Annotated in this window: 17 protein-coding genes; 5 read left to right on the top strand and 12 right to left on the bottom strand. The window is 31.8% G+C overall.

Annotation, left to right across the window (positions count from 1 at the left end; all coding sequences use genetic code 11):
• Window positions 1-4: 4 nt before the first annotated feature.
• The 3 genes from KM029_RS06180 to lon form a co-directional block, all read right to left on the bottom strand.
• Complete coding sequence (locus KM029_RS06180; protein WP_144072435.1) at window positions 5-898, bottom strand: diacylglycerol/lipid kinase family protein; 894 nt, start codon at window positions 896-898, stop codon at window positions 5-7.
• 149 nt (window positions 899-1,047) lie between these two features.
• On the bottom strand, window positions 1,048-2,037 hold the full coding sequence (locus tag KM029_RS06175) for a beta-ketoacyl-ACP synthase III (protein ID WP_144072434.1): 990 nt from the start codon (window positions 2,035-2,037) through the stop codon (window positions 1,048-1,050).
• A 268-nt stretch (window positions 2,038-2,305) separates the two neighbouring features.
• Window positions 2,306-4,768 (bottom strand): endopeptidase La, encoded by a 2,463-nt coding sequence (lon, locus tag KM029_RS06170; protein WP_144072433.1) that lies wholly within the window; start codon window positions 4,766-4,768, stop codon window positions 2,306-2,308.
• 361 nt (window positions 4,769-5,129) lie between these two features.
• On the opposite strand from lon, the gene KM029_RS06165 reads away from it, so the two are divergent.
• Both KM029_RS06165 and rocD read left to right on the top strand, forming a co-directional pair.
• On the top strand, window positions 5,130-7,223 hold the full coding sequence (locus KM029_RS06165) for an OmpA family protein (RefSeq protein WP_144072432.1): 2,094 nt from the start codon (window positions 5,130-5,132) through the stop codon (window positions 7,221-7,223).
• Between the two features lie 85 nt (window positions 7,224-7,308).
• Complete coding sequence (rocD, locus tag KM029_RS06160; protein WP_317130446.1) at window positions 7,309-8,550, top strand: ornithine--oxo-acid transaminase; 1,242 nt, start codon at window positions 7,309-7,311, stop codon at window positions 8,548-8,550.
• 98 nt (window positions 8,551-8,648) lie between these two features.
• Here the strand turns inward: rocD and KM029_RS06155 are convergent, their stop codons facing one another.
• From KM029_RS06155 to KM029_RS06135, 5 genes are all read right to left on the bottom strand, one after another.
• On the bottom strand, window positions 8,649-9,047 hold the full coding sequence (locus KM029_RS06155) for a hypothetical protein (protein WP_144072431.1): 399 nt from the start codon (window positions 9,045-9,047) through the stop codon (window positions 8,649-8,651).
• Window positions 9,048-9,250: 203 nt separating this feature from the next.
• On the bottom strand, window positions 9,251-11,767 hold the full coding sequence (locus tag KM029_RS06150) for a family 20 glycosylhydrolase (RefSeq protein WP_144072430.1): 2,517 nt from the start codon (window positions 11,765-11,767) through the stop codon (window positions 9,251-9,253).
• Between the two features lie 229 nt (window positions 11,768-11,996).
• Window positions 11,997-12,830: a hypothetical protein gene (locus tag KM029_RS06145; protein WP_144072429.1), complete on the bottom strand. Its 834-nt coding sequence runs from the start codon at window positions 12,828-12,830 to the stop codon at window positions 11,997-11,999.
• A 115-nt stretch (window positions 12,831-12,945) separates the two neighbouring features.
• Entirely contained in the window at window positions 12,946-13,320 is a 375-nt protein-coding gene (locus tag KM029_RS06140) for a hypothetical protein (RefSeq protein WP_144072428.1), read from the bottom strand.
• Between the two features lie 212 nt (window positions 13,321-13,532).
• A complete protein-coding gene (locus KM029_RS06135; protein ID WP_144072427.1) occupies window positions 13,533-15,257 on the bottom strand; it encodes a phospho-sugar mutase in 1,725 nt (574 codons plus the stop codon).
• A gap of 209 nt (window positions 15,258-15,466) precedes the next feature.
• Here KM029_RS06135 and KM029_RS06130 point away from each other — a divergent pair, with 209 nt between their 5' ends.
• On the top strand, window positions 15,467-16,651 hold the full coding sequence (locus tag KM029_RS06130; RefSeq protein WP_144072426.1) for a J domain-containing protein: 1,185 nt from the start codon (window positions 15,467-15,469) through the stop codon (window positions 16,649-16,651).
• A 55-nt stretch (window positions 16,652-16,706) separates the two neighbouring features.
• Here KM029_RS06130 and KM029_RS06125 read toward each other — a convergent pair whose 3' ends face one another.
• The gene (locus KM029_RS06125) at window positions 16,707-16,937 is read right to left on the bottom strand and encodes a hypothetical protein (RefSeq protein ID WP_144072425.1); all 231 of its coding nucleotides are present in this window, start codon (window positions 16,935-16,937) and stop codon (window positions 16,707-16,709) included.
• Between the two features lie 403 nt (window positions 16,938-17,340).
• On the opposite strand from KM029_RS06125, the gene KM029_RS06120 reads away from it, so the two are divergent.
• On the top strand, window positions 17,341-18,780 hold the full coding sequence (locus KM029_RS06120; RefSeq protein WP_144072424.1) for a hypothetical protein: 1,440 nt from the start codon (window positions 17,341-17,343) through the stop codon (window positions 18,778-18,780).
• 51 nt (window positions 18,781-18,831) lie between these two features.
• On the opposite strand, the gene KM029_RS06115 is transcribed toward KM029_RS06120, so the two are convergent.
• From KM029_RS06115 to KM029_RS06105, 3 genes are all read right to left on the bottom strand, one after another.
• Window positions 18,832-20,655: an ABC transporter ATP-binding protein gene (locus tag KM029_RS06115; protein WP_144072423.1), complete on the bottom strand. Its 1,824-nt coding sequence runs from the start codon at window positions 20,653-20,655 to the stop codon at window positions 18,832-18,834.
• 149 nt (window positions 20,656-20,804) lie between these two features.
• On the bottom strand, window positions 20,805-22,289 hold the full coding sequence (locus KM029_RS06110; protein WP_158630975.1) for a PP2C family protein-serine/threonine phosphatase: 1,485 nt from the start codon (window positions 22,287-22,289) through the stop codon (window positions 20,805-20,807).
• A gap of 275 nt (window positions 22,290-22,564) precedes the next feature.
• Complete coding sequence (locus KM029_RS06105) at window positions 22,565-24,778, bottom strand: FUSC family membrane protein (protein WP_144072421.1); 2,214 nt, start codon at window positions 24,776-24,778, stop codon at window positions 22,565-22,567.
• A gap of 203 nt (window positions 24,779-24,981) precedes the next feature.
• Between KM029_RS06105 and KM029_RS06100 the strand changes: the two genes are divergently transcribed.
• On the top strand, window positions 24,982-25,551 hold the full coding sequence (locus KM029_RS06100; RefSeq protein ID WP_144072420.1) for a DUF4625 domain-containing protein: 570 nt from the start codon (window positions 24,982-24,984) through the stop codon (window positions 25,549-25,551).
• The last annotated feature ends 61 nt before the right edge of the window (window positions 25,552-25,612 follow it).

Raw genomic sequence — 25,612 nt, 5'->3', positions numbered from 1 at the left:
GTTATTAAAGCTTATCAGTATTGCCAATTACAGTTAACTTATCGTTAGATTTTAGACTAAATTCTAGAGGTAAATGCCATATTTCTGGTTCTCCATCTTTGTGTCCATAAATATCACCATTCTCAGTAGGAACATCAATTTTAATTGTTTCTGTTTGTAACGTTTTTACTTTATTGTGCTTATGTATTTTTTTAGTAAATAAACGGATAGAAAAATTGATAGCATCAAAAAATGAGGGTTTTGGCAGTAATGTAACTTCTAATAATCCATCATTAATTTTTGCCTTAGGAGCTATATATGCATTATTACCATATTGAGCCGCATTCGCAATTGTAATAACAAAAGCATCTAGAGCTTTTTTCTTTGTGTCCAAATAGAGTGCATAGTTTTTAGAGCGATATTTAAAGTATTCAAGAAAAGTAGCTTTGATATAGTTCATAAATCCTCTTCCTTTCATATTAGCAAAAGAATGACTGACTTGAGCATCAAAGCCAATACCAGCAGTACAAAAGAAGTACTCATTATTTACTTTAGGAGCATCTATTTTGACAACTTTCTCTCTGTACAAGCATTTTATAGCACTTTTTAAATTCATAGGAATTTTAAGGTGTCTGGCTAAACCATTGCCGGATCCTGTTGGTATAATTCCTAAAATAGCGGGCGAATTAACCAAAGCTGATGCTATTTCATTTACTGTTCCATCACCACCTATGGCAACAATAATGTCAAATTCATTAATAAAGTTTTTAGCTAATTGACTAGCGTGACCTGCATGTTGGGTATAAGAAATATGTACATTTAGCCCTTTAGCTGCTAATGTTTGTTGAGTAATTTCTGCAGCCTTAACTGATAAGCCATTCCCGGACACTGGGTTGGCAATTAATACGATGTTTTTCATTAATTATACTAGATGCAAGTAAGAAGAGTAACATTTGTTGTTTTTTAGTCGCCTTAAAAGTAGTAAACTATTAACATAAAAAAAACAGGAGTATGTTTAATAGGTGATAAAACATACTCCTGTTGTTGATATCTTAGAAAATGTAGTGCTTACTCAGTATCGTATGCCCATTTTAGATAAATAGAGCCCCAAGTAAAACCACCTCCAAATGCAGCAAAAACTAAGTTGTCTCCTTTTTTGAATTGCTTTTCAAAATCCCAAAGACATAATGGAATAGTAGCACCAGTTGTATTACCATATTTTTCTATATTAATACAAACACGGTCTTTACTAACACCCATTCTCTTGGCTGTTGCATCTATAATTCTTAAGTTGGCTTGGTGCGGAATTAAATAGGCAATATCATCAGATGATAATTCATTTCTCTTCATGATGCTTTCAGCAGCAGAAGCCATATTCGTCACAGCATGCTTAAATACAGATTTACCATCTTGGTAAAAATAATGTTCCTTTTCAGCTAGTTGTTCTAAGCTTATTGGATAGGCAGAACCTCTTTTTACATGTAATAAGTCTTTGCCTGATCCATCAGAATGCATTACAGAATCGATTAGGCCATATTCTTCACTTGGTTCTATAAGCACAGCTCCTGCGCCATCACCAAATAAAATACATGTATTTCTATCGCTGTAATCCATTACAGACGACATTTTGTCTGCACCAACTACTACAATTTTCTTGTAATTGCCTGACTTTATAAAGTTAGAAGCCATTTCTAGTCCGTATATAAAACCTGAACAAGCAGCTGATATATCAAAACTCATGGCATTAGAGTGAATAGCCTCGCAAACAATATTTGCGGTTGAGATAAATCCCATATCAGGAGTAGAAGTTGCACAAATAACAAGGTCTACTTCACTTCCATCGATATTTTTTTTCTTTAGAAGTGCAGAGACTGCATTTATTGCAAGCGTCGAAGTTCCAAGATTTTCACCTTTTAAAATTCGTCGTTCTTTAATACCTGTGCGTGAGGTGATCCACTCGTCGCTAGTTTCCACTAATTTTTCTAAATCGTGGTTTGTGAGTTTGTCCTCAGGAACCCAACCTGCTACAGCGGTAATTGCAGCGTACAATGGACTCATATCTTGGTTACTTTTAATGTGATTGTGTGTTAATCAATTGATATTACCATAAAACGGTGATATTAATCAATATTGATGCAAAAAAAAGAAATAAAATCGATTATCGAAAAAGAACATTAACTAAACGTGATTTTTTTAAGAAAAAAAATCTTAATGTCTCATAATTAAGAATAAAACCTAGTTTTATAATGTTTTAAATAAAAAAAATAAAGAGCTATATCAATCTACTTGATATAGCTCTTCAATAATATATTCTATTTAGAAAAGATTATTTTTCCTTAGGGAATTCGAAATTGATAGGATCGTCTACTTTAGTTTTCATTAAAGCAATTTCTAAAACTTCTTTTGCGTCTTTTACAAAATTAAGCTTTAATCCATCAGTATATTTTTCAGGAATATCTTTTACATCTCGTTGATTTCTCTCAGAGAAAATAATTTCTTTAATACCTGCTCTTTTTGCAGCTAAAAGCTTTTCTTTAATTCCGCCAACTGGTAGTACTTTACCTCTTAAAGTAATCTCACCAGTCATTGCTAACTTAGATTTGATTTTTCTTTGAGTATAAGTAGAAACCATAGATGTTAGCATTGTAATACCTGCAGAAGGTCCGTCTTTTGGAACAGCACCTGCGGGAACGTGAATGTGTAAATCGTATGTTTCAAAAACTCTATGATCAATCCCATACTTATCAGCATTAGCTTTTAACCATGAAAGAGCTGTAGTTGCAGATTCTTTCATCACATCTCCAAGTTGACCAGAAAGTGTTAATCTTCCTTTTCCTTTATTTAGTGAGCTTTCAATAAATAAAATCTCACCACCAACTTGTGTCCATGCTAATCCAGTAACAACACCAGCATACTCATTATCCTGATATGTTTCTCTTTCAAAAATAGGTGCTCCTAAGTATTTAATTACTTCGTCAGGTCCGATAGATTTTTTGTACTCTTCTTCCATAGCAATAGATTTTGCTACTTTTCTAATTACAGAGCCAATTGTTCTTTCAAGACCACGAACACCCGATTCTCTAGTATAATTCTCGATTAAGAATTTTAAACCTTTTGCAGAGATTGTAAAATCTTTTGCTTTTAATCCATGTTCAGTTCTTTGTTTAGGAATTAAATGCTTTTTGGCAATTTCTTCTTTTTCTTCGAACGTATAACCTGTAATCTCAATAATTTCCATTCTATCACGTAATGCAGGTTGAATGGTATCTAAAGAGTTGGCAGTAGCAATAAATAATACCTTCGATAAGTCGTACTCCACCTCAAGGTAATTATCAGTAAATGCGTTGTTTTGTTCTGGATCAAGAACTTCTAAAAATGCAGAAGAAGGGTCGCCTCTAAAGTCATTTCCAATTTTATCGATTTCATCAAGAATAAAAACAGGGTTAGATACACCAGATTTTTTTATGCTCTGCATAATCTTACCAGGCATAGCACCTACGTAAGTTTTACGGTGTCCTCTAATTTCTGTTTCATCGTGTAAACCACCTAATGAAATACGGTTATATTCTCTACCTAATGCTTTGGCAATTGATCTCCCTAATGATGTTTTACCAACACCAGGAGGGCCATATAAACAAAGAATAGGTCCTTTAATGTCATTTTTAAGCTTAAGAACAGCAAGGTATTCTAAAATACGTTCTTTTACTTTTTCTAAACCTTGATGGTCTTTATCAAGAATCTTCTGAGCATTTTTTAAGTCGAAAGAATCTTCAGTAATTTTATTCCAAGGCAAGTCCAACATAAACTCACAGTAGTTCATAGATACTGCAAAGTCAGCAGCTGCAGGATTGGAACGCATTAGTTTTGCTAATTCTTTGTAAAAGTGATCTTTTACATTATCTGGCCAATCTTTTTTCTCGGCACGTTCTTTTAATGCAGCAATCTCTTCATCAGGTCCTTCAGCACCAAGTTCAGTTTGAAGGACTTTCATTTGTTGACGTAAATAATAATCACGTTGTTGTTGATCAATATCTACGTTTGTTTTTCCTGCAATTTCGTTTTTAATTTCTAATAAGTTAACCTCTTTGTTCATCAGCTTTAATAGCCTTTCAACTTTAACTTTTCCATCAGAAATTCTTAATATTTTTTGCTTGTCATTAACTTCAGCATTAATGTTTGTAGCAATAAAATTGGCAAGGAAATCTAAACCTTTAATATTTTCTAAAGCTAAAGAAGCCTCTTGAGGAATATCTCTATTTAAACTAAGGATTTCATAAGCAACATCTCTTAAAGAAGACTCTAAAGCTTTCTCTTCTGTTTTCTTAATCTTAGAAAAATCTTCTTCATGAATAACCACTTGTCCAGAAAGGAATGGCTCTTCAGAAGTTAATTCTTTTAATTCTATTTTTTTACGTCCCTGAGCAATAATTGTACTATTGCCATCAGGAAGTTTTAAAATTTTAATTATCTGAACTAATGTACCAAATTGATATAAATCCTTTTTAGCAGGATCTTCAACAGAAGCGTCTCTTTGTGCTACAACGGCTATAAATTTCTTATTAGAATAAGCATGTTCCACTAATTTATTTGACTTCTCTCTACCAATTGTGATAGGGATAAGTACATTAGGGAATAATACCATATTTCTAAGAGGTAATATGGGTACTTCTAATTCTTCAATATTATCTAAATTATAACTTTCAGTTTCATCATCTGCTATAACAGAAATAATAGCATCGTTATTTATATTGGATAGGAGCCCTTGGGCTAATGTATCTTTACTTCTCATGCTGAGGTTTGTCTGATCTTTTATGAATGCCAAATCGACTATTCATTTACTTATTTTATACATAATTGTACCTAATTGGTAAATACTGACATATTTTCAGTTTAAACTGACAAATGTGGCACAACTATGGAAGTGTATATTTCTTGATATTAAGTTCAAGGCCCACAAAGGTACTGAAAATACTTTTTTATCGTTAATAAAATATCAACTTCAATTTAATGAATGTGAGATTAATTATAAGAATGGATTTAAATAGAAATATTTAGGTAAATGATACTTAATTTTTCGTTAAATTATGGAGTTAATTATAATAAAAGAACAAGTTACAGTTACTGTTTTTAGTACTGTAAGCCTATAAACTATGAGAAGCATCTTCACAAGAAGCGGTTTTATACTCTTTATACTAATTATTGCAGTTTTTTCTAGCCCATCTTTCTCCCAAAAGAAAAGAAAGAAAAAAAAGGAAGTAGAAAAAAAAGAGCAACAAGATAGTGGATTGAAAATTACGGAATTTGAGCCTACTAAAATTAATAAGGTAGTCAAGTTGCCTGGTTTGAAATTCCCTAATATTAATGTTAGACCATATTATAGAAACGATCAGCAACTAGCTTTAATAGCTAGGCTTGAACGTAATAAACAATGGGACGAATACAGAGAACAACTTTATGTATATGTTACTTCATTTGGCATAAATAACTTTATTGTTAAAGAAGATATGGATTTACTTTGGCGTTTAGCTAATGTATCTGAATATCTTGGAGATAGAGTTTTAGCAAAAGAAGCATACAGATTAATTCTAAGACACTACCGTGGAGACTTTAGTAGAGCGTTAAAACATTATGAATCGCTGACTTTATTTGAAAAACCTTTATATGCAAACCTTGAAGACTACTACAGGCTTGTTGATAAAAGAGCATTAATTGATACTTTAACCCCTCCAGAAGATGTTTTAGTTGACATGGGTGATCAGGTCAATTCTCAATTTTCTGATTATGGAATGACTTTAGGTGGGGAGGATCAAAATAAATTACTATTTACAAGTAATAGGAGTGATAGAGATACCTCTGCTTTTAACCAACAGTTTAACCCTAAAACAGCAAATGAAGATATTTATATAAGTGAGAAGACAGAATTTGATATGTGGGGAGAGGCTGTTGCCTTTGAAGCTATAAACTCTAATTATAATGAAGGGTCTCCGTATTTATCAAAAGATGGAAAAACGCTGTATTTTATTAGATGTATGGCTCCAGGGGGTTTAGGAGATTGTGATATTTATTATTCTAATAGAGTAGGAGATTCGACTTGGAGTGAGCCTGTAAATTTAGGTCCAAATATAAATTCTTATGCATGGGATTCACACCCTTCTTTATCAATGACTGAAGATACCTTGTTTTTTGCCTCTGACAGGAAAGGAGGATTTGGAAACAGTGATATTTATATGAGTATAAAGTCTGAGAAAGGTACTTGGGGTAAAGCTAAAAATGTTGGCCCATTTATTAATTCAAGAGGAAGTGAGTTAAGCCCATATCCACATGTAAAATTTCCTGTTTTGTATTTTAGTTCTTCTTTAGGCGTGGTAAATTTTGGTGGATTCGATATTTATAAATCATTTATTGTAGACGGGCAGTTTAGTGAACCTAAAAATGTTGGTCCGTTAGTAAATGGTGGTGGAGATGAGTATTATTTTGCTATTGATGCTGATGCAAAACAATTGTATTACGCAAAATCTAAAGTAAAAGGAGATCCAAACCTAGATCTACAATCATTTCCTTTACCTATGGAAGCTAAACCAAATAATACGGTGCGTTTTTCAGGTAGGGTGACAGAACAATCAACAGGAGAAGTTTTTAAAGGGGTTGTTACTGTTATTGATTTATCTGATAAAGTAGAAGTTGCGCCAAAATCTATAAGAGAAGATGGCTCTTTTGACTTTGAATTAATAAATGATAAAAAGTATTTATTAGTAATTGAAGGAGATAACTTTTTTCAGATAGAAGAGATATTTTTTGTTGAAGGGGATAAACATGTTCAGATTCCTGCAATTTCTGTTAATAGTTCATTGTCGTTTGCATCAATTGATTTTGATCCGGGAAGTGCAAAGTTGAAACCTGAAATGGAAAACAACTTACACTTAGTGGTTGATTTTTTAGTGAAACATACTAATTATAGGTTGATTGTAACGGGGCATACTGATGCAGATGGTAATTCTGAAGCAAACGTAAAACTATCAAGAGAAAGAGCCGAATCGATCAAGGAATTTATTATTAACTACGGAGAGTTAGATGATAATAGAGTAATTGCAGATGGTAAAGGAGATAATGACCCAATCATTCTTCATCCCTCTAACGAAGAAGAAAAAAGATTAAATAGAAGAGTGGAGTTTAAGATCTTTTTGGATGAATATAGAATTTCAGTACCTGTATCTGATGATGATGTAGACTGGGGAGAAGATTGATTAGTTTGGAAAGTAGAAACATATATTTCATATTTGAGAAACTATAATATATAAACATACACACGCACATACTAATCTTACTATTATGGAAAATGTAATGACTATCTCATCGAAAGAAGCGATCGAACTAGAAAAAAAATACGGTGCTAATAATTACGCTCCGCTACCAGTAGTTCTAGAGAGAGGAGAAGGAGTTTTCGTTTGGGATGTAGAAGGAAACAAATACTATGATTTCTTGTCTGCATACAGTGCAGTAAATCAAGGACATGTTCATCCAAGAATTTTGGATGTAATGATTAAGCAGGCGTCAAAGCTTACGCTAACATCTAGAGCATTTTATTCAGATCAATTGGGTTTAGCAGAGAAAATGCTATGTGAAACTTTTGGTTTTGAACGTGCTATTTTAATGAATACAGGTGCAGAAGGTAATGAAACAGCAATTAAGCTTGCACGTAAGTGGGGATACGAGAAAAAAGGTATTCCAGCTAATGAAGCAGTGATTATTGGTGTTGAAAAGAATTTTCATGGTAGAACAACTACTATTATTTCCGCATCTACAGATCCAGTAGCAACAACAAACTTTGGCCCATATATGCCAGGTTTTGAAATTGTACCTTACAACGATCTATCTGCTTTAGAAGAAGCATTAAAGAATCCAAACGTTGCTGGACTTTGGTTAGAACCAATTCAAGGAGAAGCAGGTGTTTATGTACCTCAAGATGGGTATCTAAAAGCGGCTCAAGAGTTATGCACCAAACACAATGTACTCTTTATGGTAGATGAGGTACAAACAGGTGTAGGTAGAACGGGCAAATTATTAGCTTCAGACTACGATGAAATAAAACCAGATATGGTAATCCTTGGTAAAGCTATTTCAGGTGGTTTTTATCCTGTTTCTTGTGTACTTACATCTTCTGAAGTGATGGATGTATTTAACCCAGGTGAACACGGTTCTACATATGGTGGTAACCCGCTAGGATGTGCTGTAATGATGGAAGCTCTTACAGTGCTGAAAGAGGAGAAAATGATGGAAAATGCTTTCCGTTTAGGAGAAATTTTCAGATCTAAAATGGAAGAATTATCTGGTAAAACAGATTTATTATTAGGTGTAAGAGGTAAAGGACTTCTGAATGCTTTATTAGTAAATGATTCTGAGGATAGTAAAACAGCTACTAATATCTGTTATAAATTAATGGATAAAGGATTGTTGGCAAAACCTACACATGGTAACATTATTCGTTTTGCACCTCCATTGGTAATTACAGAAGAGCAACTAGAAGATTGTATCAATATTATTACTGATGTTGTAATGAACTTTAAAAAGTAAAATGTAATATAAATAGAAAGGGATTGATGTTTAAAATAACTTCAATCCCTTTTTTTATATAAAATTTTGATCACTTACGTATCTGTGGTCAAATTATTTTACAACACTTCGTTTCCTTCTTCATCAAGAGGGTAAGGGATGTAAACAAAATTTACAAACTCATCATCAATAACAAATAGACAACAAAATTCGTTTGCATTTTTGTAAGACTTTTTAAACTCTTCAAATTTATCAGCTAAAATCAATTCTTTTTGTAAAAATTCTTCGGCGTAAGAAACACCATAATTCCATGTTAAAAACTCTTTCTGATCTGGACCTACAAGGTGTTGACCAATGCTGAGTTGTGTTTTAGAAACAGGGAAAATAGGATAATTAGAAAAATTTCTCTTTCTAATTTGATAAGAGGCTTCTTGTAAAACAGAGTATACTTTGATAAAATCTTTAGTAATTGTACCTAAGTATTTTCCTTGACTATTTAATTCTGGTGTATTTTCCATATCTATATTTTTTTGCAAAGTTCATAAGATCATTTGATAAACCAAAATCTAATTTCAGTTTAGTCGCCTTAATAGGTTAACAAAAAAGAATAATAATGATTTTGATGTGAAAATAAGGTAGAACAAACGAAAAAGGTTGCTTTAAAGTTTCCTCTAAAACAACCTTTATTCGAAGTTATTTGTTTGTTTGTGCTAGTTATTAGTTATATCGATTTTTTTGAAGACGAAATGATTTGAATTCTACCTTTGTTTCCGTATTTATCAAATGCTGCAAATTGCAACGCTTCCGTCAAAGGGATTGGAGTAGTATATATTTTAGAATTTTCATCTAGCGTATCAGATGTTGAAGCATATCTTACTGTTAATCCAGGAAAGGCAGTATTTGCTTCAACTTTTCCATCTTTGACAATTGCTCCTACAGGAGGTATTCTAAAGTGTCTTTTCCAAGAAGCTAAACGGTTAAACTCTCTTTGGCCAATTGCATTTGCAAAAACATTCCAATCTTGATTTAAACGTTCTCCTATCTTTTTCTTTGAATCACCTCTTTTTACAATAGATGTAGACCAAGCTCTTTCGGCAAGTGCCAACATTTTAGGATATAATAAGTACTCAGCATCTTGTTGTCCTTTTAATGTTTCTGACCATAATGCCCCTTGAATACCTTTTATATGCTTTAAACCTTTTGGAGTTAAGGTTTCTTTCGAACTTAATTCTTCTTTAGTTATTATACCACCTAATCTTAATTTGTGATCTGTACTAAATAAATTAGTAGGGAGGTAGTTAAATATATTTCTAGTGTTGTTGTAATCACCCCAATAGAAACCAGGTTCATCTACTTCTTTAGTATAAGCCATATCAAAGTATAAGCTTGAAACAGATGTCATAATTACATTATACCCCTCATTTGCACGTTTATAACCAAAGTCTTCAGTACCTGCTCCCCAAGTATTATCCCAAGCATTTAATGTGAGATTTTCAGGAGACATTCCTTTAGCGTGATGAAGAATATCATCCCATAATTGAAGCTTTACATTGTTTCTTTTTGCAATTTTGGCAATACGTAAAGCATAATATCCTTTTAATGCTTCAATATCTTCTAGGTTGTTCTCTTTCATAAATTCTTTACATGAAGGAGATTTCTCCCAAACACCATGTGCAACTTCATCTCCACCAAGGTGCATTGTTTCTAAAGGAACACCTGCTTCTGTGTAGATATCATTAAACTCACCAATTAAGGCGTCAATAAAGTTATATGAAGAGTTCTCACAAGGGCAAATAGTATTATCATTAAATCCTTGAACCGAAGAATATTCAGAAGCATCTTCTGGATCGTCTAATGTAAATTCATTTGCTTCTTTAAGCTTTTCTTGTGTTTTTAATCTGTCAGAGCGTAAACGCATCGCATTAATTGCAATCCTAGCATGGCCTGGTACGTCAACTTCTGGAATTACTTCAATGTTTCTTGCTTTTGCATATTGAAGAATTTCAATATAATCAGCTCTAGTGTAGTAACCGTTAGAGATTCCTTCAGTACCTCTTGGGCCTGAACCGTATGATGGGATAGTTGAAAATTTATCAGTTGGGTGTTTTCTAGAACTACCAACTTCAACCAATTCAGGGAATTTCTTAAGGTCAATTCTCCAACCTTCATCGTCAGTTAAATGGAAATGTAACTTGTTCATTTTATAGAATCCCATTACATCTAACAAGTTTAAGATAGATTCTTTAGTTTGGAAGTTTCGTGCAACATCCAACATAAAACCTCTATATTCAAAACGTGGTTGATCTATGATTTTTGCACATTGAATAGCATTACTTTCTCCTTTTAAAGGTAATAGACCTCTTAAAGTTTGAATACCATATACTAAACCTTTATTACTACCAGTAATTTCAATACCTGAAGATTTAATAGTTAATGAATAGGCTTCAGTATTGGAATTAATTTCTTTCTTTATTAATTGGATAGCAGAAGGTGTAGAGGCTTTATCTACTATAACTACTTCTTGATTAAGAGTAGATTTAATGTATTCTTTAAGAAGCTGAGCTTGTGGTTGTGTATTCTTATCTGCAACTATTTCTTTTATTTTTGATACATCAAACACTCCTTTAGTTTCAGTTACATTTAGGGGAGTAGGAATGATTTTATCTTTAGTAGAAAGTGCGATTTTGCTTAGTTGCTTATTTTCTTCAAATCTAATTTCATTTGTCTCTACAACATAAGTATCTGATTTAGACATCTGAGCCATTTCTGGGGATAAAGAACCATAGGAATAGGCTGGTTCGTAAAATTCTTCTTTTCCATTTTTATCAAATACAAAATAGAAACCAACAGCTCTATCTGTGTATTTAATAACAGGACTATTTGTATATAGAGAAACTACAATGCTATCTCCGCTATTTAAACCTTTAAAAGATTTTTTAGGTGTTATTTTAAAGAAATCACCATTAATTCTTTCGATAGAAACATCTGATCCTGCTTTTGCAACATCTAATTGGGTACATGGTTTATTGTTAAAATAAAGTGCCCAATTTGACTTGTTTAATTGAGTAGAACCTACATTTTTAATAGTTAATTCCGCAAACGATTCATGTTTGTCATTAACATCATTAGCCTGTTGTTTCCAATGGATAGCAATGTCTTTTTTGTTACTTTCCTTTGTTCCTACGCAAGATGCAAGGGAAATTAATAACAAGTAGAAGAAAATAAATTGAGTTTTCATAAATGTCGTATATGTAATTCGGCTTCCCGATAGTTTGTTTCAATCTAAATAACTATTGCAAAGTACTTCTTATGAGTATTAGCAAGAAAAGTTTTAGCTAAGAGGCATAATTTTGAGGTTATACGACATCAATTTTATGATAAATGTACAATTAACATTAAAAAAGATTGAATGGCATTCTTTTATGCTATTCAACCTTTAATAAAACTATACTATTTAAAGAGTTCGATTAAGATTCCTTTTTACCTAGTGGAATATTAGCCCCTAGAACAAAATTATATTGTGTGTAAAAAAAAGTTTGATCTGCTCGATCTGAAGGATTAGGGGTCGTATACACATTTGGCATATTAACATATCCACCTTTTAGATCTCCCTCAATAAAGAAATAATTAAAGAACGTAATGTTTAAACCAATGTTGGCATCGAAACCAAAACCTGATACTCTAAACTCATCAAACCTATCGTTACCCAATAATTTTGAATTCGTTTTAGGGTAATACACACCTCCACTAACTCCTTCAGTAAGGTTGATAGCAATATTGGCAAAATTAATTTTCTCAAAGTTAAAAAGTTCATCAAACCTGTTAACTCCTAAATAGAGATAATTTAAACCATCGGTATGTTCGAATGTGAGAAAATCACTAGTTAACTGAATTGTTTCACTATTATATTGACCGTCATAGGGTCCTCCGGTATTAATAGTGCCATCAATAGTTACATATTGATCTTGAGTCATTACATACTTCATATGATCTACCCCAAAAGAAAAATTCCAATTATCGGTTAAAAAATAAGCTAACTTAAAATTGTATTGAGGTGTTGTGAAATGAACAAAGTAAGTATTCATATCGAATGTTGAAGGTCTATCTGATGCTTTTACATCTCTGATAGTGAAATCATGACCCTCTCCTTTAAAATGTATATCTGAAGGAGTATACGCACTCCAATTCCATCCCCATGTTACAGATAATGTGCCTTTTTTAGGTAATTTAGAAGAGTTATGTTGGGCAAAATTGGGGAATGATACGAAAATTAGGATAACAAAAAAGAATAGATTTTTCATTCAGTAATATAAGAGTTAATAAAATCAACAGTAAAACTACTGATCTATATGCTAACATTACTATTTGTATTCTCTTATTTTAAAATAAGTTAAAAAAATAACAATTATTTATAAATTATTCTAATTCTAAAAGGTAATTAAGGAGGTAAATTAAATAGCGAACAGGGTACACGATAAAAATAACTACTGCCGAAAATATTATATAAAATAGACGTTCATTAACGGGATGTCTGTCTTTTGAAGGGACTGGTTCTGAGTCAAATATCATAATTGAAGAACTTACAGTTGGAGTACTATGTGTACTTATTAAAACTTCATCATTAATTAATTCTCCTTCATCTACAGAATGGTCCATAATAGGAGGTGTAATTTTAAAACTCCCGGTCATAAATGGAATACTTCCAATAACTAAAAACAATACAGTAATAAATAAGTATTGCTGTTCTCTAATTAGAATGTTACGATATTTTATTGTAGTTGTTTTCTCCATTGCCTAATGACATTTTTATCATAGTATAATCAACGGCAATACAGGTAATTGGTTGGAAAGGGAAGGAGTTTTTCACAAATGTTTTTCTATTATAATACTTTTTTTAACCACATTCCTTTAACAATGAGTAATACTCTTAAAAAAAGAAAAACCGTATTAGAGTATTTTAACGCTAATACGGTTTTCTTTATATGATAATTTGAATTGAATGATTAGTTCAATTTCATATCTTCAATAATCTTAGCAACTTTAGTCTCAAGTACTTCATCCGCCGCATCATATTCATCAGCAGAACTTAAAGAAGTATTTACACTAAAGTAGAATTTGATCTTTGGTTCAGTACCAGAAGGTCTAGCAGAAATCTTAGTACCATCTTCTAATAAGAATTGAAGTACATTAGATTTTGGTAGATCAATTACTGTTTCTTCTTTAGTTTGTAAATCTGTTGAAATAGAAGACTGGTAATCCCTCATTTCTAAAACTTTTGAGCCATTAATAGTGGCAGGAGGATTAGAACGAAGATCTTTCATCATCTGAGCGATTTCGTCTGCACCACTCATTCCTTTCTTTGTAATAGAAATAAGTTTTTCTTTAAAGTAACCATGTTCAGCATAAATATCAATTAGCTGATCGAACATAGATTTACCTTCATTTTTATAGAAAGCAGCCATTTCACAAATCATTGCAGAAGCAGCGATAGCATCTTTATCACGAACAGCATCACCAATAAGGTAACCGTAAGATTCTTCACCTCCAACAATAAAGTTTTCTTTGCCTTCTTTTTCTTTAATTACTTCTGCAATAAATTTAAACCCAGTTAAAACATTGTAACAAGGCATGTTATGTGCAGCAGCAAAACGGTCGATTAAGTCTGTAGTAACAATTGTCTTACAAACGAAATCATTCTCTTTATTTAAACCAGCTTTCTTACGAGCAGAAATTACATAATTAAATAAAAGAGCAGCAGTTTGGTTACCGTTTAATAACGTCCACTCACCTTTATGGTTTTTAATTGCAATACCAACACGGTCAGCATCTGGATCAGTACCTAAAAGGATATCAGCATCAATTTCTTTTGCTTTTGCAAGCGCCATACTTAATGCTTCTGCTTCTTCTGGGTTTGGATAAACTACAGTAGGGAAGTTACCATCTGTAACTTTTTGCTCTTCAATAATATGTACATTTTCAAATCCTAGACGTTCCAAGATTGGTGGTACCATTGTAATACCTGTACCATGAATTGAAGTGAAAACAATTTTTAAATCTTTTTGATCTTTGATTGCTTCTGGTGAGATACAAAGTCCCTCAAGCATTTTTAAATATGGCTCATCAACTTCTTTATTGATTTTAATTACTGAACCTTCTCCACCTTCCCAGTTGACATCATCAATAGATTCGATTTTACGAACTTCGTTAACAATGTTTGTATCATGAGGAGCAACAACCTGTCCACCATCAGACCAATAGGCTTTAAAGCCATTGTATTCTCTAGGGTTATGAGATGCAGTAATTACAATACCAGTGTGGCATCCTAACTCTCTAATTGCAAAAGATAATTCTGGAGTAGGGCGTAAAGCATCGAATAAATAGACTGTAAATCCTGTAGCAGCTAATACGTTTGCAGCTACTTCTGCAAAATATGCACTGTTATTTCTACAGTCATATGCAATTGCAGCTTTAGGAGTACCTTCAACTTCTTGTTTTACATAATTGGCAAGGCCTTGAGTAGCCATACCAACTGTGTATTTGTTCATTCTGTTAGTACCAACTCCCATAATACCACGTAGACCACCTGTTCCAAAATCTAGTGATTTGTAGAAACTTTCTTTTAATTCTTGAGTGTCTTCTGCTTGTAGGCGTTTAATTTCTTGTTTTGTTGCATCGTCGAAAGGTCCTTCTAACCATGCAGCAACATTTTGGTTTATTATTTGATCCATCTTGATAATATTTTAAGAAGTTTTTCTTTGCGCAAATAAACACAAAAGATCATCAAGAATAAACTGATTTAGATCAATTAATGACAATAATTATCCATTTTTTGTTTTTATATACTTTGTTTTAGTTTGATTAGTTAAATTATGTGTAAAGTGTTCATCTTAAACAATTTCAATCGGTATAGGCTTTATTATATTAAAACAGGTTTTTTATGTTTTCTTATTACGAAATACTAGAAATAAACACTACTGCTACTCCTTCCGAAATTAAGAAGGCTTATAAAGTAATGGCCAAAAAATACCACCCTGATAAAAATAAAAACAACCTCAAATCTGAAGAATATTTTAAATTAATTTCTACTGCCTACCAAAACCTTTCAGACCCTTACCAAAGGTTAATGTATGACGAATGGTTAAAGTATACTCGGTTAGAAGAAGAGCAAGAAGAAGAAAATTTTAAGAAAAAATCTGAGGCATTAATAAATTATAAACCTGCTTATTCACAAGCCGATAAAGAAAAAGAAGATAAAGAGGTAATAATGTGGGGGCTAGGTACTACAGCCGTCTTAATAGGTGTTGTGTTCTTATTTATTGTGACGCATAACTACTTTGAAAATAAAGAAGAGCAAAGACGAATTTCATCAGAAAAACAAGAGATTAATAAAGTTTTGTATTTATCTGATAATGGTAATTATGGAAAAGCCTTAATAAAAGCAGATTCACTCCATTATAAACTTACTTATTTTTCGGATCGTAGCAATGAGATCTATGATAGCCTTTTATCAGAAATTGAGGAGTATTCTTTATTTCTTTTTGAAGAGGGGGAATATGAAAAAGTAATTCAAGTTGTTGGTGATGTACAACATGAGTTAAAGGAGAAAACACCTGTAGAAATGTTATGGCAATTAGCTATTGCACAGTTCAATAAAGGGAATTATAAGGGAGCAGAAGTGACCTTCAATTATTTGATTCAGAAAAACAAATATGATTTATCAATCTACCCTGCATTTTCTGAAGTTTATGCTTCAGGATTCAATGATTCTGAAAGAGCAATAGAAGTTTTAACTAAAGGAGTGGATGTAACTGTAGAGTATTATAAAGACTTTTATGGAGATGCTTATGCTTTAGTTTTAGAAGGTAATGAAATACCATATACACACCTTGCTATTTATTTTTTGAGAGCACGTCTACATATGGAAAGAGGGGAATACGAGCATGTAATAAGAGATTGTAAATGGTCGCTTAGATTAAAACCGAATGATCCAAAACTCAATTATTTATTAGGATTAGCTTTTAAAGGAAAAGGTGAAAATAATGCTGCATGTGTTGCCATGCGTAAAGCAACTAATTTAGGTCATTTACAAGCAACGAATTGGTTATCTGAAAATTGCCAATAAAAAAACACCTTTTCCAACTACTGAAAAAGGTGTCTTCTTTATAACGAATTATTTCCTAGTTAGGATATAACTTATTACGAATGTCTTCAACTCTCATTAAAAGTTCAGAATCAGCTTTTGGATATTGATTTTCCAATTGCTCTGGAGCTGCATCTCTGCTTGGCCCGTAGATTCTTTTACTGTTTAAATGAACACCCGGATTAGGAGCGTGGTTGTGTTGGCCAAAACACGAAGTTAGTGTTGCTAAAAGAGCAAGAACACTGCTATAGATAAAAAACTTTTTCATAAACTCTTTAAATAGTGTTTGTTTGACTGAATGCGCATAGTCAACACAAAATTAAGGTTTCAAACTTGAAACACAAGTATTCTTTTCTTTAATATAATAAACTTTAATGTAGTTCATCAATTTAAGCTATAATTTACTCCATAAAAAAGGACAGAATTTTATAAAATGTTGTATTAGGAGGTATTGTAATTTTTGGCTTTGCTTCAATATTAAACTGCATTTTATTTTTGTCGTATGTAATTTTAATTCTTTAAAATGTGACTCTTATTGTATTCTCTTGGTAAGAAAGTGACAAAAAGAAGATAATCTTAACTATTCTTAAAGAACAATGTAAACTTTTTTTTAGATTTGACTCCTACGCACTATATTAGTATTAAATATTCCCTTGGACCATACTTTTAATATGAGCAATAAACCAAATCTAGCTGCAATAGATATTTATTCTGAAAAATTTGCAGACGCTATTTGTGATGATTTCTTCTCAAAACATAATTATATAACAGGAATTCAAATTACTAATTTGACGACTATAGAAAGCGTCAATTTATTTGTTTTAAAGAGAATATTTGAAACCTGGCAGAAAGAAGCTGTTCGTATTCAAAGTCCTTACTTTGATTATTCAGCAGATTCCGTTCGTACTTCATTAGAGCATTTAATGAATGCACTATCTAAAAATATAAATATTTCACGCATACATTTCTTGCCTCTTTTACAAAAAGCTGTAAGAGATGTACTTGTTCTTACATTTGCTCCAGAAATTTTTTACGAAGAGTTTTTTGGAATGCAGGGAATGAAGATTCCTTTAAAGAATTATTTAGTACCGATGTTTGGGTATATAAAAATACATCCAAAACTATCTGCTCAAGTACTTTTAGCTTTAGAAGAAGAAGCGTCAGTTAATATTAGTAGAATTGATGCTATTAATATTGCTAGAAATACTATATCTCATCATCCTGAATTAATAGATGATCCTAAAAATATAGTAGCATTATTTAATGAAGTATTACCTGTAGGATTGTTTGAATTGCACCCAGGGTATTTAGATCAACCTCCTGTTCAAGAGAAAAATATTGATTTAGATTCAGAGAAAGCATCAATTGATATTGAAAAGTTATCTGAAGATATTATAAGTTTTGATTTAGAAGCAGAAAAAGAAATTGAGGAAGAAAAAGAGGAAACTTTAATTACTGCCGAAGAGGAGAAAGAAGAGGAGACATTAGAAGAATTAAGTTCTGAAGTAGAACCTGTTGTTGTAGAGTTAGAAGAAGTAAACTTGGATTTAGAATCAAATTCAATAACTGAAGTAGATTTACCTAAAGAAAAAGAGGAAGAAGCAGTTAATGAAACAGAAGATTCATCTTTTGAAAATGCATTGGAATCTTCATTAGAGAGTTTAGCATCTTCTGAATCTGAAGTTACAGTAATTCATTTTGGAGAAGATGAAGATAAAGAAATCGAAGAAGTAGTTAATGATGACATTGTAGGTGAAACTTCTGAGGAGGAAGAACCTATTAATGATACTCCAGATGTTCTACAAGCATTAAATAATACAGTGCATGAGGAAGGAGAGCAAACAACTTTATTAGATAAGTTAAGAGGAGCATCTTCTAATGATGCCAGTATTAAGGCATCAATAAATATTAATCAGAAATTTGTATTCCAAAAAGAGTTATTTGATAATAATGCAGACGTAATGAACCTTGCAATTGAAAAGTTAGATAATTGTAAAGATTATACTGAGGCAATTGGTTTAATTAAATCGGATTATGCACAGCAGTATGAGTGGGATTTTACTACAAGTGCTGTTATGGACTTTATTAATATTGTAGATAATAAGTTCTAGTGAATTACTAGATCTCAATAAGTATAAAAACACGCAATGGTATTATTTAAGCTATTGGGTGTTTTTTTTGTACATCATTTTTCTTCTGATCATGTTCTTTCTTATTTGGCTAAAGTCTGCACTTGGTATAGCTTCAATAAGTTTTTTGGTAACATCTGATTTTGGTGATTGATACATATCGTAAGATAAGCCCCATTCTTTAATCTCACCTTTATCCATTACTATAATTCGGTCAGAAATGAATTTCACGACTGCTAAATCATGTGATATAAAAATATAGGTTAGGTTAAATTCCTCTTTTAAATCACACAATAAGTTTAAAACCATTGCTTGAACAGAAACATCTAATGCAGAAACAGACTCATCGCAAATAATAAATTTTGGCTTTGTTGATAAAGCTCTCGCTATGCAAATTCGTTGGCGCTGACCACCAGAAAATTCATGAGGATATCTATTCATATAAGCACTACTTAAACCAACAGTTTCTAATAACCGAATAGCTTCACGCTTCATCGTTTTTTCGTCAGAATAAATATTATGCACTTTCATTGGTTCAATAATCGCTTGGCCAATTGTACTTCTAGGGTTAAGAGAGGTATAAGGGTTTTGGAAGATAATCTGAATATCACTTCTCAGTTTATTTAATTCCCTTTTTTTCATTGTAGAGAGATCTCTACCTTCAAAGAGAACTTTACCAGATGTTGGTTCAATTAACCTTAAAATACTTCGCCCTAATGTTGTTTTTCCACATCCTGAACGACCAACTAATCCTAACGTTTCACCTTCGTTTACTTGGAAAGTAACATTATCTACAGCAGTAAATGTTTTTGTTACTTTTCCCCAAATATTTTTCTTAACAGGATATATTGTAGAAAGGTTTGAAACTTCTAGAATAGGAGGTTTATCAAGAATCTGTTTTTGTGTTTCTTTTACAACATCTTCGTCTTGAGCATTTAAAATAAGAGCTTGCCCAACAGACATAAAACGAGCTTTTGATTTACCAGTTCTATTTTTGTCCTCAATAAAATCATTAAGTGTAGGCAATCTTTTAAGAATGATGTCAATCCGTGGTCTACAGGCAAGTAAGCCTTTTGTATAGGGATGTTGTGGATTTGTAAAAACATCAAATACAGTTCCATATTCTACTACTCTACCTTTGCGCATTACTGCAATTTTATCCGCCATTTGAGCAACAATTGCCAAGTCATGGGAAATAAACATACAAGCAGTATTCATTGTATCTCTAAACTGATTAAACAGTTCTAAAATACCTTTCTGAGAAGTAACATCTAATGCAGTGGTTGGTTCGTCTGCAATTAATAAACTTGGATTACAAGCAAGAGCAATACTAATAAGTACTCGTTGTTTTTGTCCTCCAGAAATTTGATGCGGGTAGGAATGAAATACTTTCTTTGGGTTTTTGAGTTGAGCTAATTCAAAAGTTTTTAAAGCTTTCTTTTTTGCTTCACTATTACTAATTTTTTCGTGAATTTTAATTGTCTCAATCAATTGATACCCACATGTAAGTACAGGGTTCAAAGAACTCATAGGGTCTTGGAAAATCATTCCGATTTCTCTACCTCTGTATTTTCTTATTTGCTGTCTGTTGAGTTTTAATAAATCAACTTTCCCGTCTTTACTGTTAAATACAGCTTCTCCATTAATATTTACTCCAGTTTTTGGCAGGAGTTGTAATAATGATAAAGCAGTGACTGATTTTCCAGAACCAGATTCGCCAACAATACCCAATGTCTCCCCTTTGTTTAAAACAAAGTTGACATTATCAACAGCAACGTGGTGCCCTCTTTCTTCATGGTTAAAAGAAATAGATAAGTCTTTAATTTCTAAGAGAATTTCAGGAGTATGCTGGTCCATATAAAAATTTAAAAAGTCGCTTTAAGCGTGTAAATTAGTAAGAAAATTTCATTCATAAATCAAATCTCCAATCTATCTATAAAAAATAGACGATAACTATACCAATTAATCAATTTAAGAGTAAGAAAGTAACGAAAGGTCTCAATAAATTATACTTCAATACCAATAAAAGTAATATCATCTCTCTGAGGAACTGTGCCTTGATGAACATCTAAAGCTGCTTCTAATAAATCTCCTAAATCTTTTAAAGGTTGATCCAAATTGTTTTTGACATATCTTTCAAAATATTTACGTCCAAGCTTCTCATTTTCATGATTATTCTGATCTAAAATACCATCTGTAATTAACAATAAAAGATCTCCATAATTAATTTTTATTTGTTGAGTTTGAAAAACTTTACTATTCTTAATCGTTCCTCCAATTGAAGCTCTATTTCCTCTATATCTTTCTAAAGAATGTTCTTTTTTATTGACAATATATAAGTCACTTTTTGCTCCTGCAAAATAGAGTAAAGGTGTATGTCCTTCTTGCTCTGGTTCTACAAATTTACAAATGGCTAATTCCATCCCATCATTAACAGTATTTTCTTGTTGGCGTAGATAGGCAATTACTCTTTCATCAAGTATTTTAAGAATAGTGGCAGGGTCTCTAGACATATTTTTGTCTATTATTTCCTGTAATATACTTTTACCTATCATAGACATTAGAGCTCCAGGTACACCGTGGCCTGTACAATCTACAAGTGCGAAAAATTTTATTAAAAGCCCTTCTTGATTGCGTGTTTCAGCATACCAATAAAAATCACCACTTACAATATCTTTTGGTCTATATATAGAGAAAAAGTTAGAAAATTTACTTTTTAGTAATTCAATAGGAGGAAGTATTGCAGTTTGTATTGTATGAGCAGCTCTTAAACTATTTTTAATTTTTATGTTCTGATCATTAACTTGTGTCATTGCAGAATCAAGCTCATTTTTTACATTTTCAACTTTTTTTCTTTGAATATAAGAACGTCTGACAACGGCTATTAATCCAATACTTAGTAAAAGTAAAATTAATGAAGAGAGTATATATACAAGTGATTCTTTTTGAAGAGAATAATCAATTACTTGATTCTCTTTTTTAAAGTTGCTAAGTAATGTTTCTTTTTCAGAAAGTTGCCTTTTTAATGCATTAATAAATGATTGTACTATTTTATCTTGTTCAGAATATGGTTGTTGAGAAGGAAATTTAATTTTATCTAAATTTTGATTTAACTCAGCAATAGCTTTTTTATTGATTAAATTTTCATTTTCGATATTTGAATAGATGTTTAAAAATACATGCTCTTGACGTGATGGATTTAGTTTTTTGCATCTAATTTTAAATAATCCTTCTTTGCCATCATAATTTATATCCTTAACAGAATAAGATAGAACACTTAAACCTGATCCCATATTCATTTTTAGATCAGATTTTATCTCTAGATAACCTCTTAAGTTAGAATGATAAATTTTGTGATCAAATAAAACGAGGGCATCAGAGATAGGTTTATCTTCTAAATCCATAAGACATAAAGAGATTCTTCTCTCTTTATGAGCCGACAATACATTAGTTCTTTTAAGCGTTTTTGCTTCTAGAGTAATGCTATTCAAACCTAGAAGTATGAATAAGAATAAAACAATATGTTTACAAAAAATCTGCATTTGTTGAAGGCAGGTGGGTATTTTAAGTTAAAGAATTATTGTAGCGATAGGGTGGTATATTTCTATAAAAGTAAATTAGCCATAATTTAATGAACATTCAATAGAAAGATAGAATATTAAGTAGTCTGTCATAAATCTTGGATGCTATCAAAAAAACTTATTCTAATTTTTAGAAAAAATAAATATGCTCTCTTATTGAAACGTGAAAAGTAAGGTACTATTGTTTATTTTGTATTACTAACTAGAGCCGCAGCACAATTTTCTAAATAATTAATGTTTTTTCCTAAACGTTTAAGTTGATTAGTAATCAAAACATAATCGGAAAGAGTTTTTATAAGTAGTGAATCTTTAATGCCATTTCTTATCTCAATCTCTCTATTAAGTTCTAATAGTTCTAACTCTTGATTAAACTCACTCAGTAAATCATTAAAACTAATTTCTTTAACGGTAATTTTACTTTTTTCTATTCCTGCAATAATATATTCAAATTGAGCTTGGGCAGTTGCTATAAACGGTTTTAAATCAGGGAATTTATATTTTTTAGACAATCGTTCAACGTTGGCTGAAAGTGTAGCAGTATGTGCAAATATCATTCGACTTGCGGCAATAAATTCATATAAATCTGATGTTGTTAATTGTTTATTTTTAGGGTCGCTCAACATATTTTGAAAGCTCATGGCTAAATTCGCATTAGCTAATTGTGCAGCTTTACGTGCAAGTCGATAATTATTTGGATCAACATTTTGCTGTCCAGTATAACCAATACTTACTTCAGAAAAATAGGTGCAATTTGCTCTTACCGCAGTAATTAGTTTACTTTTAATGTTTTTAACTTCAAATTCAGGGAAAAGCAAAAAGCTTACAGCAAAAGCGATAAGTCCACCCAAAGCGGTGTCTGCCACTCTATAAAGTGATACATTTATTTCAAATTGTGTAGATGTTGCAATAATTAATAAGATAAATGGCGTTAGGAAGGTCATACCAACGCGATAATTTTTTGTGAGTGTACCAAATGTGATAATCCCAAGAGGAAGCATAAATAGGAGATATAGATATGCATTCTTTGTAATGAAAACTAATGCACTTGCTATAATTATTCCTAGTGTTGTACCAATAGTTCTAGCTATCATTCTTTGTTTAGTAATAGAGAACGAAGGTTTCATGATCACTGAGATGGATAACCAAACCCAATATCCTCTATCTAACCCAAGAAATAAGCTACATAAATAACCAATTAACATTGCTACACATACTCTAATTGCATGTCTAAAGTGCCCTGATTGTAAGTTAAGGTTATCAGCAAAAGTACCCTGATCCGACTTTGTAATAAAAGAAGGTAATTTTAATCCGTCAGTATAACTTTTTTCTTTAATATTATTCCAATCTGTAAAAGAAGCAGCTTCTCTAGAGTATCTATCAATTCTATTAAAGTTTCTAATGATATTTTTAACCTCTGCAAATTGTGAAATAGGAATTGTACGGTCTTTATTATCTCTTAATTCCTCAAATGTAAACTGTAATTGATCAAAAGATTTTTTATAAATAGGAAGTGTTTCAATTCTTTCTCTTGATATGATTGCTATCCCAATTTCATCTAAGTTTTTCCCTAAATCAATAAACAAGTCATGAAGCTGTTTTGGAAGTGATGTACCTTTAAAACTATTATGAAGATCGCTATAAGAAATGTGTGTTGCAGACGCTCTTTCAAAAATATCAATTGATATTCTCATGAGTAAAATTAAAGAACGACCGTGTGGAGTAGCTCCTTGTAAAGCAGAACGTTGACGTAATAGTAAATTTCTTACTTCTTCTTGTTTATGATCTATCTTTGTTTGTAATGAAAAGACTTTTTTCTCAATTTCTTTTTTAGAAGGATTTGTAAATAAAATAGCTTTAAATTGTAGGTATTGTCCCATCAACTCATAACATTCACCTAAAACTTTTTCGATACTTGCGTAAGGACGTATTTGCCATAATACTAAAGAGAGCATACTATACCATAAACCCCCGCCCAACATCCATAAAGCATTTTCTGTTAATTCAAGAATAGGTGCACCGAAAGAAATGCCTAAACTTATGGAAATTAGTATGCTATTTCCAATTAAAGTAGACCTGTTACCAAATATTGAAAGTAATGCTGCAGCAAAAGAGATTACCGTTAGGAAAATTGCTCCAACCCATGGCCAGTTAACCATATAGGCCATTCCCATTGCTGTTAAGGGGTAAATAAATGCTCCACCTATTAAACCTTTCGCTTTTTCTGACCATGTGCCTGGAGAATCTGATAATCCAACACAAAGTGCTCCTAATGCAACAGAAGTACCAGCGTAGATATCTCCAAATAACAAACCAATAGTTAGAGGTGTAACAATTGAAATTGTCATACGTAAGCCATTAGAAAGGTGTATGGATTTATAAAAATTTAGTAATTTATTCATTTATTAATCTCCCAACTGTTTTGTTTAATTCTCTTCTTTATTTTGATTAGGTAGTAAAGAAAGGTAATTTATATACTACAAAAATACGAATTGTTTTTCCTAAGATCATTAATAACTCTAAAGTCCCTATTTATTTTTAATGATCGCTTTTATTTTAGAATAATCTTTACGTACTTGCGACAGTATTGCAAAAACAAGAAAATATGAAAAAGTATATCGCATTTATCTCCTTTTTATTAATCGGGTTTGTTTCATGTAACAACGAAACAGAAAAGGGACCTGCTCCAGAAATTAAGAACTACACTATAACGCCTGTAGAGCACGATCACGCAAGAACATCTGATGATGATCACGATCATGATCATGATGATGATATTGCTGCAATTGTTATTGTAGGTGAAGAAGCTAGAATTGAAGCAGATTTATCTGCTCAGCAAGGGCTGACTTATGTAAAACTAAATGTTCACTTTGGTGATGATGATCACCATGATCATGCACGTTTAACAGCTACAGATTCTGTAAAATGGACGTTTAATCAAACTTGGGAATTTGGTAAAGAAGGTGGTTTAACTGGTGAAGGTGACTATCCTACAACTTTTGCTTTTGATGAAGAAATTGATATTCCAACAACAATTGATGGAAAACCACTTTATGAAGGAAATTATCATTTCCAATTATTTATTGGTGCAAAAGCAGATAACTCTTCAGATAATGAAGCTAATCAAGTGTTAACTGTTGAAGTAACTTCAGAAGAGCACGATCACGATCACTAAAAAATAAATGCTTAGATTATTGGCATAAATGAAGGCTTTAAGATTTAATTCTTAAGGCCTT

Source organism: Flammeovirga kamogawensis (assembly GCF_018736065.1).
Classification (GTDB): Bacteria; Bacteroidota; Bacteroidia; order Cytophagales; family Flammeovirgaceae; genus Flammeovirga; species Flammeovirga kamogawensis.
The sequence above is the reverse complement of the archived record's forward strand: the minus strand, read 5'-3'. Positions and strand labels throughout refer to the sequence as shown.

Bases quoted from the DNA above. Each gene is read 5' to 3' on its own strand.
- KM029_RS06180 (WP_144072435.1), bottom strand. From the start codon at position 898: ATGAAAAACATCGTATTAATTGCCAACCCAGTGTCCGGGAATGGCTTA.
- KM029_RS06175 (WP_144072434.1), bottom strand. From the start codon at position 2,037: ATGAGTCCATTGTACGCTGCAATTACCGCTGTAGCAGGTTGGGTTCCT.
- lon (WP_144072433.1), bottom strand. From the start codon at position 4,768: ATGAGAAGTAAAGATACATTAGCCCAAGGGCTCCTATCCAATATAAAT.
- KM029_RS06165 (WP_144072432.1), top strand. From the start codon at position 5,130: ATGAGAAGCATCTTCACAAGAAGCGGTTTTATACTCTTTATACTAATT.
- rocD (WP_317130446.1), top strand. From the start codon at position 7,309: ATGGAAAATGTAATGACTATCTCATCGAAAGAAGCGATCGAACTAGAA.
- KM029_RS06155 (WP_144072431.1), bottom strand. From the start codon at position 9,047: ATGGAAAATACACCAGAATTAAATAGTCAAGGAAAATACTTAGGTACA.
- KM029_RS06150 (WP_144072430.1), bottom strand. From the start codon at position 11,767: ATGAAAACTCAATTTATTTTCTTCTACTTGTTATTAATTTCCCTTGCA.
- KM029_RS06145 (WP_144072429.1), bottom strand. From the start codon at position 12,830: ATGAAAAATCTATTCTTTTTTGTTATCCTAATTTTCGTATCATTCCCC.
- KM029_RS06140 (WP_144072428.1), bottom strand. From the start codon at position 13,320: ATGGAGAAAACAACTACAATAAAATATCGTAACATTCTAATTAGAGAA.
- KM029_RS06135 (WP_144072427.1), bottom strand. From the start codon at position 15,257: ATGGATCAAATAATAAACCAAAATGTTGCTGCATGGTTAGAAGGACCT.
- KM029_RS06130 (WP_144072426.1), top strand. From the start codon at position 15,467: ATGTTTTCTTATTACGAAATACTAGAAATAAACACTACTGCTACTCCT.
- KM029_RS06125 (WP_144072425.1), bottom strand. From the start codon at position 16,937: ATGAAAAAGTTTTTTATCTATAGCAGTGTTCTTGCTCTTTTAGCAACA.
- KM029_RS06120 (WP_144072424.1), top strand. From the start codon at position 17,341: ATGAGCAATAAACCAAATCTAGCTGCAATAGATATTTATTCTGAAAAA.
- KM029_RS06115 (WP_144072423.1), bottom strand. From the start codon at position 20,655: ATGGACCAGCATACTCCTGAAATTCTCTTAGAAATTAAAGACTTATCT.
- KM029_RS06105 (WP_144072421.1), bottom strand. From the start codon at position 24,778: ATGAATAAATTACTAAATTTTTATAAATCCATACACCTTTCTAATGGC.
- KM029_RS06100 (WP_144072420.1), top strand. From the start codon at position 24,982: ATGAAAAAGTATATCGCATTTATCTCCTTTTTATTAATCGGGTTTGTT.